This is a genomic window from Parathalassolituus penaei (genome assembly GCF_026626885.1).
In the GTDB taxonomy this organism is placed as follows: domain Bacteria; phylum Pseudomonadota; class Gammaproteobacteria; order Pseudomonadales; family Oceanobacteraceae; genus Oceanobacter; species Oceanobacter penaei.
Genome location: NZ_JAPNOA010000039.1, coordinates 19,388 through 32,604 on the forward strand (window position 1 = coordinate 19,388; position 13,217 = coordinate 32,604).

Annotated in this window: 11 protein-coding genes; 4 read left to right on the plus strand and 7 right to left on the minus strand. The window is 57.3% G+C overall.

The genetic code is table 11. The features are described from left to right. Positions 1–64: 64 nt before the first annotated feature. The 3 genes from OUO13_RS13010 to OUO13_RS13020 are packed head-to-tail and all read right to left on the minus strand — an operon-like array spanning position 65 to position 5,667. Positions 65–3,379: an ATP-binding protein gene (locus tag OUO13_RS13010; RefSeq protein ID WP_283174325.1), complete on the minus strand. Its 3,315-nt coding sequence runs from the start codon at positions 3,377–3,379 to the stop codon at positions 65–67. Continuing rightward, a complete protein-coding gene (locus OUO13_RS13015; protein WP_283174326.1) occupies positions 3,379–4,155 on the minus strand; it encodes a DUF4194 domain-containing protein in 777 nt (258 codons plus the stop codon). Before OUO13_RS13015 ends, OUO13_RS13010 begins: the two co-directional genes overlap by 1 nt. Before the next feature lie 12 nt (positions 4,156–4,167). Further along, on the minus strand, positions 4,168–5,667 hold the full coding sequence (locus OUO13_RS13020) for a DUF3375 domain-containing protein (protein WP_283174327.1): 1,500 nt from the start codon (positions 5,665–5,667) through the stop codon (positions 4,168–4,170). A 274-nt stretch (positions 5,668–5,941) separates the two neighbouring features. On the opposite strand from OUO13_RS13020, the gene benA reads away from it, so the two are divergent. The 4 genes from benA to OUO13_RS13040 all read left to right on the plus strand — a co-directional run bounded on the left by benA (position 5,942) and on the right by OUO13_RS13040 (position 9,850). Continuing rightward, positions 5,942–7,297 (plus strand): benzoate 1,2-dioxygenase large subunit, encoded by a 1,356-nt coding sequence (gene benA / locus OUO13_RS13025; protein ID WP_283174328.1) that lies wholly within the window; start codon positions 5,942–5,944, stop codon positions 7,295–7,297. Between the two features lie 10 nt (positions 7,298–7,307). After that, complete coding sequence (benB, locus tag OUO13_RS13030) at positions 7,308–7,802, plus strand: benzoate 1,2-dioxygenase small subunit (protein WP_283174329.1); 495 nt, start codon at positions 7,308–7,310, stop codon at positions 7,800–7,802. 81 nt (positions 7,803–7,883) lie between these two features. After that, a complete protein-coding gene (gene benC, locus OUO13_RS13035; protein ID WP_283174330.1) occupies positions 7,884–8,894 on the plus strand; it encodes a benzoate 1,2-dioxygenase electron transfer component BenC in 1,011 nt (336 codons plus the stop codon). A gap of 170 nt (positions 8,895–9,064) precedes the next feature. Further along, on the plus strand, positions 9,065–9,850 hold the full coding sequence (locus OUO13_RS13040; protein ID WP_283174331.1) for a 1,6-dihydroxycyclohexa-2,4-diene-1-carboxylate dehydrogenase: 786 nt from the start codon (positions 9,065–9,067) through the stop codon (positions 9,848–9,850). A gap of 310 nt (positions 9,851–10,160) precedes the next feature. Here the strand turns inward: OUO13_RS13040 and OUO13_RS13045 are convergent, their stop codons facing one another. The 4 genes from OUO13_RS13045 to OUO13_RS13055 all read right to left on the minus strand — a co-directional run bounded on the left by OUO13_RS13045 (position 10,161) and on the right by OUO13_RS13055 (position 12,900). Beyond that, positions 10,161–10,883 (minus strand): Mom family adenine methylcarbamoylation protein, encoded by a 723-nt coding sequence (locus OUO13_RS13045; protein WP_487362617.1) that lies wholly within the window; start codon positions 10,881–10,883, stop codon positions 10,161–10,163. Continuing rightward, positions 10,849–11,037, minus strand: coding sequence for a Com family DNA-binding transcriptional regulator (locus tag OUO13_RS20075; protein WP_428982343.1), 189 nt, complete (start codon positions 11,035–11,037; stop codon positions 10,849–10,851). Before OUO13_RS20075 ends, OUO13_RS13045 begins: the two co-directional genes overlap by 35 nt. 202 nt (positions 11,038–11,239) lie before the next feature. Continuing rightward, positions 11,240–11,467, minus strand: coding sequence for a hypothetical protein (locus OUO13_RS13050; protein ID WP_283174333.1), 228 nt, complete (start codon positions 11,465–11,467; stop codon positions 11,240–11,242). Further along, complete coding sequence (locus tag OUO13_RS13055; protein WP_283174334.1) at positions 11,464–12,900, minus strand: hypothetical protein; 1,437 nt, start codon at positions 12,898–12,900, stop codon at positions 11,464–11,466. Before OUO13_RS13055 ends, OUO13_RS13050 begins: the two co-directional genes overlap by 4 nt. Positions 12,901–13,217: the final 317 nt, after the last annotated feature.

Here is a 13,217-nt window from a genome sequence, read left to right on the forward strand (position 1 = left end):
GCCTCGATTTGATGGCCTCTGGTATTTATTCAATTGGAATAAGATTACTACATCTTCACCTGGATTATCCCCGCACACCGTTGCGCTGTTTCTGCTCCATCGCCCTCTGCTCCAGTTCTTCCCAGCTCAATGAGGTCAGGCTCGATAACGTGCCGCGCCGGTGCACCACAGTGGCGGAGCGGGTGTGGTTGCGCAGCAGCCGCATTTCCTTGTTGGGGGTGATAAACAGGGCGTGCAGGCCAAACTCCTGGAGCGCTTCGATAATACGTCCGGCGACGGCATGGGAGCTGCGTGAGAAGGCTTCGTCGAGCACGATGGTGCCGAACAGGGGCTGGCTGCTGCCGTCCGGGCAGAGTGCGTACGACAGCGAGGCGGTGAGGACAAACGAGGCAATAATTTCTTTTTCGCCACCGCTACCGCCCTGGGAGCTTTTGAATTTGCCGAGACTGGCACCGCTGCCACGGTCAATGGTCATGGCCTCGAATTCGAGCCGAAAGCGCGGGTCGAGCAGGGCTTTGGCGGCCTGGGTGTGGCGTTTTTCACAGAGCGAACGCAGGTCTTCGACCACCACCCGCAGGGCCTTGTAATGGCTACTGCCGTCGTCTTCGGCCAGGCGTGCCGAGCGCAGGGCATTGAGGCTTTTGTTAAAGGTGGTCAGGCGTTCATGAATGACCTTGCTGGCATTCAGTTGCAGGTAACGACCGGGCTGGAAATCCACCCGCCGCAAGGTGTTGTTGACGTCTTCAAGACGGTCGATGATTTTTGCCACTTCGCCATCAATCATGGTCAACAAGCCGGTCACACCGTCATCCGAAGAACGGTTGAGATACTCACGGAATTGTTTCTGTTTTTCCGGCAGGGCTTCTTCGCGCAACAGCTGATAACGCTTGAGGTAGTCCTGAATATCGTCCAGTTCGGTGCCGGTTTCGGCCAGCGCGCCGCGATCTTCTTTTTTGGCATTGGCCATCGCCCGTACCAGATCGGCCTGGGCCCGAGCCTGCTGGTCGACGAGTTTGTCGATGTCATCACGCAGGCGATTATGGGTCGCCTGTTCCAGCTCCAGCAGTTCCACCGGGCTGGCCTGCTGGATAGCGGCGGCCAACGGCTGCCAGCAACGATCCGCCAGATCCCGCTGTGACTTCGATAACCCCGCTTCTGCCCGTTGCCAGGCCCGCGATTGCTGTTGTCCGGCGTCACGCAGCTGGTTGGCCAGCCCTGCCAGCCGGGTCTTGAGGTCAATGACCTGCTTGTCACAGGCGGCACAATCCTGCCCGACCTGCTCAAAGCGGGCTTTGGCGTCACTGAGGTCCGAATCAGGTGCCGTCAGGCGTTGCAGCTCCTGCTCGGCGTTGGCCAGGGTCTGCTGCGCCATGGGCACATTGATGGATTCAAAATCCACGTGCAGCAAGGCATCGGCTAACGCCTGTTGCTGCTCCAGCTGACTGACCTGGCCTCTGGCTTTTTCGGCCGCGTTCTGGTGTTGCTGATGGCGCTGCTGCTGGTCCTGCAACTGCCGTTGCAAGGCGTCGAGACGGTCGCGGTTGTCAAAGCCGGTCAGCCAGTCGTCCGTGAGGGCTTTCTGGTCCTGCTTTTCAAAAAAGCGCGCCTTGCCAGACAGGGTGCCTTCGCGGGTGATGGCGTGTTCGGTGTGACGCAAGGCTTCGCTGCTGGCGACACAATGCAGATCAATACCGGCCAGCAGGGTCTTCAGCGCGTCCCGGTACGGATGGTTTTTGTAGTCGAGTTTGCGGGTAAAACCATCGTCCATAAAACGCGCCGGTTCGATGCTTGCGCGAACTTCGAAGAAGCGGACGTGCAGATGGTTATTGCGCTGGTTCACCCAGTGCAGTGCCTGCCCCAGCTGCTGTTCCGGCACCAGAATCCGCAAACGCTGGCTCCCGATCGCCCGTTCGATGGCACCGCGCCAGCCCTGCTCTTCCGCTTTCACCTGTACCAGTTCAGCAACAAACGGCAGATCCTGTTCGTCCAGCTCCAGGAAGTCAGCCAGATCCGTGCGGAAGTTGCGGAATTTCGAGCTGATGTTGGAGCGACTGCGGCGGGTATCGGCGAGTTCATGCTCAAGACCCTGAATCGCCTGTTGGCTGCCCTGCGCGGTCGATCCGGCCTGAAACGCCTGTTCGCGGGCAGTCGCCAATTGCCGGGCCAGCGATTCCAGCTGCTGGCGGGTCTGCTGCTGGTTGGTGGCCAGTGCTTCACGGCTGAGGGTTGGATCCAGCGCCAGTTTCTGCACCAGCGCCAGATACTGGCGGGCATCGCGCTGACGCTCTGCAAGTGTACCGCGCAAGGCCCTGATCAGTTGCTCCCGAGATTGCAGGTCCTTGCCGCCCAGATTCAGATAACGGGCGTAGAGTTCGTCACGTTGCTGACTGAGTTGTTGCTGGTGCTGTTCCGCATCCCCCAGCTCCGCTTGCAGACTGGTGCTCGCCAGTTGCAGACGCTGGCTTTCGGCTTTCCATTTGGCATGGGCCTGTTCCGCAAACCAGACCGGCAAGCTGCTGCTGAGCTGTTTTTGTTCACTCAGGTGAGCCTCAAGCTGCTGATATTTTTGCCACTGCAGAGTCACCGGCTCCAGGGAGCGTAACTGGCGGCGCGCCACTTCCAGTTCTTCGTAGATGGCGGTGAGGTCATCAAAGCTGTTGGCGACATCTGACGCCCGTTCAAACTGAGCGGTATCATCCAGCACCAGTTCGCGGAAAATCTCGTCGATGCTGTTGAGCTGCTTCAGACCGGCGGCCCGGTTAAGCAGGTTAAAAGCATTTTCCCGCACTTCAAAAAAGTCACGAATCCGGGCCAGATACCGGCCTTTGCTGGGGTAGCCCGTCAGCCCGGTGGTCTGTTTTTCCAGTTGGGTCAGCGCCCGCTTACCGCCCTCGTTGAGGGTGGTAAGCCAGTCCGACAGGGTTTGTTGCGGGTGGCTGGAAAACAGCCAGAGTTTGTTGAGATCGGAAGCGGCCATGCTGTTGCCGTCGATCCAGAACAAACCCGCCAGCTTGACCTGGCTATCACTGCTGGCGAAGGTGGCGCAGATGCCGGACAGGGTTTTGCCCTGGCGGGTGATATGGTTTTGCTCGACACCACCGTTACCGGCTCCGGCGACACCGCGCACATAGGAAATCAGATCGCGGTCGCTCTCGTGGCCGCCGGTTGAAGCCAGATTGTATTTGGGGTTGGCGGTCAGCAGGGTCATCAGGGCATCCACCAGGGTGGTTTTACCGCTGCCGGTGGGGCCAATAATGGCGGTCCCCTGCGGGTCGATGTCCACCGCTTGTGGTCCGGCAAAACCTCCCCAGTTGAACAGCTCCAGTCGGCGCAGCTGGTAGGTCGGTTCGAAACTGAACATCTCACTTTGGGATTGCATCAGTCATTCTCCCCGGCTTCTGATTCGGCCTTCGTGCCGTCGTTATTTACCTTTGGGTTAGCCATCGTGTTGGCCATCTGTTGCAGATCGCGCAGCAGTGCCTGCAGGTTTTCCGGGTTGGCCAGATGGGCAATCAAGGGCCGGATACCAACGCGGTCGTGGCTGTCGGGGGGCGTCACCAGACCGTGGCCTTTAAGCTGTTCGAGCAGCTGCAGGGTGCGATTACGCTCCTTGGCCTCGCTGCCTGGGTCACCCAGATAGAGCTGCAGGTGGGAGCTGAGTTCATCGACGTTGACCACCGCATCACCGGCACCCACACCATGTTCCTGTTCGTGGCTGACAAAATGCTGGCGCAGAATCGCCACCAGCAGCGATTGTTCCAGGGTCAGGCGTTGTTTGCGCACCAGTGGGTGCGCCCATTCATCGTCATCGACCAGCCCTTCCTTGCGCACCAGTAAAAACAGCAACCCCCGCACTTCGTCAGCGCGGGCGTGCAGGTCCAGCGGCTCAAGGATGCGATTGAGGTCGGGCAAATGGGTGAGCCCGAGGCGGTACAGATTGGGCTTGTCGGTTTGTTCAATCAATCCGGATGCCAACAGGTTCTGTGTCACTTCACGCAGCCGCGCCGGCGTGCGGTCAGTCTCGGTGTCCGCGTCAGCCGCAGCAGCGCCAGACTCAGGGGCAAGCCCGGCAGCCGTCGCTGACAGTGCAGATTCTGAATGGTCGTCGGCGCTCGCCGGGGCCGCCGTCAGCTGGTCAAAAAAGTTGCTGCTCATGGTGTGTAATCCTTATAGATCCCAGTCGATGGCGGCCAACAGCTCCCCATCCAGTGCCACTGTCGGCAGGGTAAAACGCCACTGGCGCTGATCTCGATCGGTCAGCTCAAGGCTCTGGCTCTGCTGATCCTGAACCTCGATACCGGCTTCCCGTGCCATGGCAATCCACAACGCCAGGGTTTCCAGATCGTGAACCGGCGGCAGTGCTGCAGCGAGTTCGGCCAGCGTCAGCGGTTTGCCAGCCTGTTTCAGGGTAGCGAGGGTGTCGGCGATCACGGCCTCACGGTCAAGGCCGTCGAGGGCATCCCAGAAATCATCGTCGAGATCATCCAGCGAGGTCGGATGGGGGGTGAAATCCAGTGCATCGGTGCCTTCCTGATCCAGTGATTTGCAGCGCAAACGTTCGACCGTCGGCAGTTTGGCCAGCGCAAAGCCGACGGCAGGCAAGCTTGATGGTGCCCGCCGGGTAGCCTGCCGTTGCCAGTCGAGTTCCATCGCCTGTCTGAAAATATCCTGCAACAAAATTCCCACGCGATGGTGCTCACTGGCCAGTCCGGTTTTGATAAATCCTTTGACGTCCTGCTCACTGCGGGCACGGGCCTGCATCACCTGATGGCTTTCGCTGGCGAGACGCAGACGCAACCAGCGCAGGTCATTCATCTGGTTACGGCTGAGGGCTTTGCTGGCGGCGGGGTTCGACAGAATCTGTTTGAGCCGATGACCCATATCTTCCAGCTCGGTGGTCTGGCGCAGCTGCTGCAAAAAGCCATCAAACACCCGCCCTTCAGGGGTATTCAGCAACGCTTCCTGACCATCCAGCAGGTGCTGCACCACATCGCCACGGTTGGCGCCTTCCGACACAATGGTCTGGCGCAGCTGGCGGTCGGCCTCACGCCAGGAGTCCTCGACCCGCCGGAAATCCGCACTGAGCCCGGACGCCAGCGTATAGACCTCTTTCAGGGCTTCAATGGCGTCATTTTCGGTTAACACCTCAATGTGGCCAGCACGGGCTTGCTCCAGTTCTTTCTGCAGTCCGGCAATTTTGTTTTCGAGGGTGCGGATACGGCTTGCCGGATTGGGATTAAGGCCGGTTTCGAGCTGTTCGATCTGCTGCTGCACCACCGCCAGACGCGAGGCTGTCGTCGTCATGATGCGGTTATCCAGGGACTCGATAAACTGCACGGCACTGTTAAGGGCATCGGTGGAATACAGGCGGTGACTGCGTTCGATGATCAGGCCACGGCGAATCCACTCGCGCAGTTCCCGCCCGGCCTGCTGGGGCGCCTTGTCCGGGTCGACATCAAATTCTGCCTCTTCCGCAAAGGCCAGCAGCATATTGGTTAACGCCTGCAGGGCATCTTCTTCGGCGACGCCATCCCGCGCCTGTTCGAACAGGACGGTCAGACAGCCCAGCATTAACGGGGCTCGGGGAGAAACCAGTAAACGCCAGGCCGGATGGTTATGGCGGGCACTGATAAACTGACGGGCTTTTTGCTGGGCAGTAATTGTCATAAATCCATTTACAGAGTGACGTCGCAACGAACGGTTTCAGCAAAGTAAATAACGATTCATGACCCGCCGCAACCTTACTCACACGCAGAGTTTTTCAGAGTGTTTGAGCTCTGAATCTGCCTCCGATAACCAGTTCTGGCGACCAGAGGTTGCGCAGAGACTCTGGTCAGTTCCCGATAACCCCTATGCACAAAACGGATAATCCTCGTGATGTGCTGGATAGTGGCGCAGTTAGCAGGCTTTTACTCTGGAAACACATACGGAGGGGCCTTTGATGAACAACCAACTCATAACAAAAATCCAGAGCATGATGGAAGAAGACCCGGCCAAGGGGCTATATCGCTGCCGTCGTGACATGTTCACCGATCCTGAGCTATTTGAGCTCGAAATGAAGTATATCTTTGAGGGCAACTGGGTATATCTGGCCCATGAGAGCCAGATCCCGGCCAATAACGATTTTTTTACCGGTTATATTGGTCGTCAACCGGTGCTGATTACCCGCAACAAGGACGGTGAGCTGAACTGCTTTATCAACGCCTGCTCGCATCGCGGCGCAGTATTGTGCCGCACCAAACGGGGCAACAAGTCGGTAATGACCTGCCCATTCCACGGCTGGAGCTTTAATAACTCCGGCAAATTACTGAAGGTAAAAGATCCGGTGGATGCCGGTTATCCGGAGTCATTCAACTGCAACGGTTCCCACGATCTCAAGAAGGTTGCACGCTTTGAGTCGTATCGCGGCTTTCTTTTCGGCAGTCTGAACGCGAATGTAAAACCACTCACTGAACATCTGGGAGAAGCCACCCATATCATCGACATGATTGTAGATCAGTCGCCGGATGGGCTGGAGGTGCTGAACGGTGCATCGACTTACGTGTATGACGGCAACTGGAAAGTCCAGGCTGAAAACGGTGCCGATGGTTATCACGTATCAGCCGTGCACTGGAACTACGTGGCCACAACGTCACGCCGCAAGAGCGGTATATCGGATGACGACGTCAAAGCCATGGATGCCTCGACCTGGAACAAACAGAAAGGTGGTTTTTATGCCTTTGAGCAAGGCCACATTCTGTTGTGGATGCAATGGCCAAACCCACAAGACCGCCCATTATATGAAAAACGCGATGAGCTGGTTTCGCGTTTTGGCGAAGCCCGTGCGGACTGGATGATTGGCAATCTGCGTAATCTTTGTCTGTACCCGAACATGTTCCTGATGGACCAGTTCGGATCGCAGATCCGCCATTTCCGGCCGATTTCCGTCGACAAGACCGAAGTCACCATCTATTGCATTGCCCCGAAAGGAGAAAGTGACGAAGCCCGTGCCCATCGCATTCGTCAGTACGAGGACTTCTTCAACGCTTCTGGAATGGCCACTCCGGACGACCTGGAAGAATTCCGCGCTTGTCAGGAGGGTTTCAAAGCCAGCGCCTTGCCATGGAATGACATGTGTCGAGGTGCCAAACACTGGATTCAGGGACCGGATGATGCTGCCCGCTCAATTGGCCTGAAACCACTCCTCAGTGGTGCCAAATCCGAAGATGAAGGCTTGTACACCATCCAGCACCGTTACTGGGTCGACTACCTGACCACCTGTGTCGACACGCACCACTCTGGCAGTCACGAGGAATAAGGAGAACACCATGCGTTTTGAATATCAGGACATTCTCGACTTCCTGTACTCCGAGTCCCGAGCACTCGATGACAAACAATGGGATCAATGGCTACAGCATTACGCTGTCGACGCCGAATTCTGGATGCCCAGCTGGGATGACAGTGGCGAGCTGGTCACCAACCCGCAACGCGAAGTATCGCTGATGTATTACCGCCGCCGTGATGGTCTGGAAGACCGGGTGTTCCGTATCAAGACCGAACGCTCCAGCGCCTCCAGCCTGCCGGAACCGCGCACCAGCCATAACCTGTCGAATATCGAGATTGTGGAGGAGCAAGGCGACACCTGCCAGGTACGTTACAACTGGTGCACCCACAGCATCCGTTACCAGACAGTGGATAGTTATTTCGGCACCACCTTTGTCACGTTGCGCCGCGACGCCTCCGGTGGACTGCAGATCACTCGCAAGAAAGTAGTACTGAAAAACGATTACATCCATCACGTGATCGACGTCTACCACGTATGAATGATCCGGGGCTGGCCACCAGCCCTCTTCTATCTGCAACCTGACAACAAAGCCTTATTGAAAGGCTGGAGCGTGCTAGCCATGCCAACCATTGCATTGAATTTTGAAGACGGGGTGACCCGTTTTATCGACACCATGGCAGGCGAAACCGTAGCCGATGCGGCCTATCGCTCTGCTATCAATATTCCGATGGATTGCCGTGATGGCGCCTGTGGCACCTGTAAATGCCAGGCTGAATCTGGTGAATTCATGATGGAAGGCTACATTGACGATGCCCTGTCCGAACAGGAAGCCGCAGAAGGCAAGGTGCTGACTTGCTGCATGGTGGCGGAGTCCGACTGTGTCATCAATGTACCGGCCACCTCGGCCATGTGTGTGCGGACGGCGATGGCGGATATTCACGGTGAACTGACGTCTATCGAACGCCTGTCAGAATCGACGCTGACTTTCAGTATTGCCAGCGACCAGATCCGTGCCATGCACTTTTTGCCTGGTCAGTACGTGAATCTGCAAGTGCCGGGTACGGATCAGACCCGTGCCTATTCGTTCAGCTCGCTGGTGCAGCCGGATAACGGTCAGGTGTCATTCCTGATCCGGGTAGTGCCCAACGGCCTGATGAGCAGCTGGATGACTGCGACGGCCCAGGTCGGTGATCGTATGACCCTGCGTGGCCCGTTTGGCAGTTTCTACCTGCGCGACGTCAAGCGTCCGCTGTTGATGCTGGCTGGCGGTACCGGTCTGGCACCGTTCCTGGCGATGCTGGAAAAACTCGAACGGGATGGCTGCCCGCAGCCGGTGCATCTGATCTATGGCGTCACCAACGACTTCGATCTGGTGCAGCTGCCACTGCTGGAAGGTTTTGCCGAACGCATCGCCAACTTCAGCTTTACCGCGTGTGTGGCCAACCCGGATAGCGAATATCCGCACAAGGGGTATGTGACCCATCACATGGAACCGGGCTGCCTGCATGATGGCGCGGTGGATATCTACCTCTGTGGCCCACCACCCATGGTCGATGCCGTTAACGCCTTTATGGCTGACAAGGGCATCAAGCCTGTGAATTTCTACTACGAGAAATTCAACGCCAGCTGATGAGCTGAGCGTCGGAACTGACGCCCGACGCTCGGTGCGTGAGACGCACCCTGCGGAAAAAACCGCCGGACATAGGTGCAAACCGACGAACTCCAACCCTGCAGGAGGCAGCCATGCTGCCGATTCGAATCCGACTCACCCCGGCCAACCCATAACAAGAGAGCAAATTCATGCGCCCCAATCGTTTTGAAAACAAGGTAGTGATTGTCACCGGTGCGGCCCAGGGCATTGGTAAGGCCGTGGCCGAATCCATGGCCGCCGAGGGGGCCACGCTGGCTTTGATCGACCTGTCACCAATTGTTGAAGAAACCGTCGCCAATTGCCTCGAAGCCGGGGCGCCGAAGTGTATCTTCCGCCTCGCCAATCTGGAGCAGCACGATACCGCCACCGCTGCCATTCACTCCGCCATTGATGAGCTGGGCCGGGTCGATGTGCTGGTCAATAACGTCGGTGGCACCATCTGGGCCAGGCCTTATGAAGCCTATGAACCAGAACAGATTGAAAAGGAAATCCGACGCTCGCTGTTTCCGCCCCTCTGGGGCTGCCATGCGGTACTGGATACCATGCAGGCGCAAAAGAGTGGTGTGATTGTTAACGTCTCCTCCATCGCCACCCGTGGTCTCAATCGTGTGCCGTATGCCGCCGCCAAAGGCGGGGTGAACGCGATTACGGCCTGCCTGGCACTGGAAAATGCCCAGTACGGTATTCGCGTCAACGCCACCGCCCCTGGCGGCACCGATGTTGGCGCCCGCCGCATTCCCCGCAATGCCAGCGAACAAAGTGAACAGGAGAAAATCTGGTACCAGCAGATCGTTGACCAGACTATCGAATCCAGCCTGATGAAGCGGTATTCAACCCCGCAGGAACAGGCCAATGCCATTCTGTTCCTGGCGTCTGATGAGTCTTCGTACCTGACCGGCAGCGTGATTCCGGTCGGTGGTGGTGATCTTGGCTGAGATCGCGCAGACCCGGTACTCTCGTGTCGGGTTATGACGGCTCCCAACACATCCGGTAACGGTTTTGCAAAATGACCACGGAGAGTCCGATATACTAGGGACACTCTGAATAACTCTGCACAGCTCTGCGCGAGCGCTGCAGCGCGTGTGAGCAAGGCGACGAACGCAGCGAAATGACAAGTCCTTTTCAAGTTCGTCAACACCGCTCAAATGCGCTGCAGCCCGCGCCCTTCGGGGCTTTCGGGATGGCTATGACTCGTGCTCCGTTTTGTAGCGCGCCGCATCTTTTTAGATTTTCTGCGCCATCTTCTTAGACACCCTCCCCTCCAGCTTTTTCGGCTTCCAGCTTCGGATACGGCTGCACCTTAAACAGCTTGCTGTTGAGGCGTTTGCGGGCCTTCTTGTTCAGAAACTTCACATACCGAAACTGGCGCATCATATGAACGTTTGCCCGGTGCAAGTTTGCCTGCAAGTGGGCACCACGGACGCCACCCTTTCGGGTCTTGGCCAGCTCGTGATACCACTCGCCATCCAGTTCATAGAAGCGGCTCAAATGACTACCGACATAGTCGAAGCTGCAGGCCTGATAAACCACACCGCCCTTGCCGCAGCGCTCGTCGGCAAATGACTGCACCCACTGAACCGATGGATACAGCTGCCGAATCAGGCGAATGGCATAACCAATCGCACGGCTTTCGCTGTTGCGCGGCATTGAGTCATGTAGCCACAACCGGTTCAGTTCCATGTATTCCCGGTTGCCGGTTTCCAGCACAACGCGCCGCCCACTGTTCGGGTTCAGAGCGTAGCCCCACTGCATCACCCCTACCATGGTTCGGCCGCTCATTACGCCCAGGTGCAGGTAGCTGTTGTTAACCCAGCGTCGGCTGTAGTGGTGCACTTGAACCAGGGTTCTGGCCAACCAACAAGGAATGACCTCTACCCTCAACTCAGGGCAACCAAAGCCAACGCAATGGCCATCCTCCAGGATCACTGACGGGTTACTGCTTTTTCGGGAGACTTCCGGTTTTGCCACAATACCTCCGGTGCGAGCGAGTTTGCTCGTACTGCTGGCACTCGTGGCGCTCGGTTGAAAGATTGCCGCATCGGGAGCATTTGATCTCCAGATGGGCGTTGCCGCTGAAGCGGCATAGCAATTTGTTGCAGCGGGAGCAGCGAATTTCGCGCATGGGAATCACCTTTTTGATAGGCTTGCCCGCGCTCGTCGACGAGCGGGAGGCCTTGGCTGATTCGCAGTGCTTGTGTCGCTGCGGGTTGGCGGCGCTGGTCCGGTTGCAGCCGGGTTGGCGTCGCTTCCTTCCTTTATATAATTTCAGTCAGTGACTATACCGATTGCATATCGCCAATCGGTTTAAAGCCCTTTAATCCGCGTTAAACCTCTACCGACAGCATCGGTAGACTGGGTGCCTTGCTCATAATTTTGCCATCCTGAATGATGGCCTTTTCGCCCGCTGCAACGCTGTCGCCAGCGACGCGGATCTGGCTGCCGTCCCGCACCGTCACAATTGACGTGCCGTCGGCACCAACGCTTGCAACAGTGACAATCTGCTTTGCGCCGGGTGCCAGCAGCGCTTTAAACTTTATCCAGGGGTTGCTCATGCCACCTCCCATCCCGCAGGACGATCCAGTGTCACACTCTGAATAACCGCTGCATTGCCGCGCCCTGGCACCGATATGCTGATTGCATCAACATACGCCCGGTAGTCGTTTACAGAGTCATCATGCTGCACAGCCACCATCAGCCCTGGCACGAGCAAGCCGGGCTGACCAATGGATTCTGGAATCGCCAGATCCAGCGTGTAGGTTTGACGATTGCCACTGGCAGACAACTCTGCTGTACCGCGACTTGTGTTGCCTTCGATCGCCGTCAGCCAGCCTTCGGTAATATCGGGTGCCGGGTTATCTCCTGCGGTCCCCAGACGGTTTACTATCAGCGCCACGCCTTCAGATTCACCGGATACTAACACGCTGTTAAACAGCGGCTTTTCCTCGCTGTCCATGGATTCAGACAGGATTTGGGACTCGTGGATTGTGCGATCCATATTCGCACTAATCAGCTGCCACGCTGCGACCTGATACTTCGGTCGCACGTACAGTGTGTTGCTCGCCGGGTCTGCCAACACGACGCCACCGGCAACAGACGCCAGGCGTTTAATCACTTCAATCGGCGTCAGATCCTGATACGAAAACGAGCTGTTGGGCATTGACCAGTCCGGCAGCAGCGCAGTGTCCCAATCGAGCGTAAATCCAGTACCGAACAGTTCGTTTGTAGCCGCTTGTACAGCGGTAGTCGATGCGATCGACCGGGTACGCTTCGGTGCATAGGGTTGCCCGAGATACTGGCTTCGGCTGTACCCCGTAATACGCCAGCTCTGATCGAGTTTGTCGTCAGTAATCTTTCGCGACGCTGAATACTTCGGAATGAAAAACTCCCAGCGGTGGCCGTTGATTGTTACGGCCAGTTCCCTATAACCGCTAGCACCGGGTTTAATCAGATTGAGCGATGCTTTGTTGCGGATCTCGCACGTCAGTTGCCAGCTGAATGTTTCCCGATCACATGAGATACGGATATCCGCGACATTGAGTGGCTCATTGCCTGGTAGTGCAATGACATCTACTGAGTTCACTGTGATGTTTACCTTTGCTGAATTTCCTGCGGGAATATCGCCTGGCACAACCACCGGCGGCTCGGTCAGATACGGTGTTTCAATCTCATGCGCGCGGCGGGTACTAACCCCCCAGGGCGCAATCAGATCTTTGTCTTTTTTCGGCGGCTGATGGATGGCCACCAATACACAGCTGGTAATCGGCTGTGAGGGCATATCGGTCAGTTTGCGGCCGCCCCACTCAATCAAACCTGACGGCACATAAGGGCCATCCGACAAATCCAGCCAGCCGGATAAATCCAGCAATAATTCACCGGCCAACAGGTCGTATTCAGAGGGGCGATCGCTGTATTTCGCCACCCACAGCTGTGGCATCGCCACCGGCAGATCCAGCACGACCAGACTGGTCGACACATAGGTGGCCATACCCTGCCAGAGTGTGCCACCCGCCGCATGATGACCTCACCGGCAGGGCTGACTGAGCGGCGTTAAAACATCCCAGCCGGTGCCTGTTGCTCGTTGCAAAATCTGCGATGTCTGCACTACCGCGCCAGACATATCGCATTGAACCGGAACACCGCCGCCGAATGGGTTAACCACGGCTGAACACACCGGAAACTCTGCTGGCACAATCGCCGCCGCCGCAGTCTGGCGAATGGGCTTTAATGGGGCGGAAACGCCAGCAACGGACACGGCAGCGGGCGATGCTGCTGAAACGGTGGTGGTGAACCCCGTGCGCAGAT

What these genes read in the sequence shown, in the direction of transcription:
- OUO13_RS13010 (WP_283174325.1), bottom strand. Translation starts at nt 3,379, where the DNA reads ATGCAATCCCAAAGTGAGATGTTCAGTTTCGAACCGACCTACCAGCTG.
- OUO13_RS13015 (WP_283174326.1), bottom strand. Translation starts at nt 4,155, where the DNA reads ATGAGCAGCAACTTTTTTGACCAGCTGACGGCGGCCCCGGCGAGCGCC.
- OUO13_RS13020 (WP_283174327.1), bottom strand. Translation starts at nt 5,667, where the DNA reads ATGACAATTACTGCCCAGCAAAAAGCCCGTCAGTTTATCAGTGCCCGC.
- benA (WP_283174328.1), top strand. Translation starts at nt 5,942, where the DNA reads ATGAACAACCAACTCATAACAAAAATCCAGAGCATGATGGAAGAAGAC.
- benB (WP_283174329.1), top strand. Translation starts at nt 7,308, where the DNA reads ATGCGTTTTGAATATCAGGACATTCTCGACTTCCTGTACTCCGAGTCC.
- benC (WP_283174330.1), top strand. Translation starts at nt 7,884, where the DNA reads ATGCCAACCATTGCATTGAATTTTGAAGACGGGGTGACCCGTTTTATC.
- OUO13_RS13040 (WP_283174331.1), top strand. Translation starts at nt 9,065, where the DNA reads ATGCGCCCCAATCGTTTTGAAAACAAGGTAGTGATTGTCACCGGTGCG.
- OUO13_RS20075 (WP_428982343.1), bottom strand. Translation starts at nt 11,037, where the DNA reads ATGCGCGAAATTCGCTGCTCCCGCTGCAACAAATTGCTATGCCGCTTC.
- OUO13_RS13050 (WP_283174333.1), bottom strand. Translation starts at nt 11,467, where the DNA reads ATGAGCAACCCCTGGATAAAGTTTAAAGCGCTGCTGGCACCCGGCGCA.
- OUO13_RS13055 (WP_283174334.1), bottom strand. Translation starts at nt 12,900, where the DNA reads ATGGCCACCTATGTGTCGACCAGTCTGGTCGTGCTGGATCTGCCGGTG.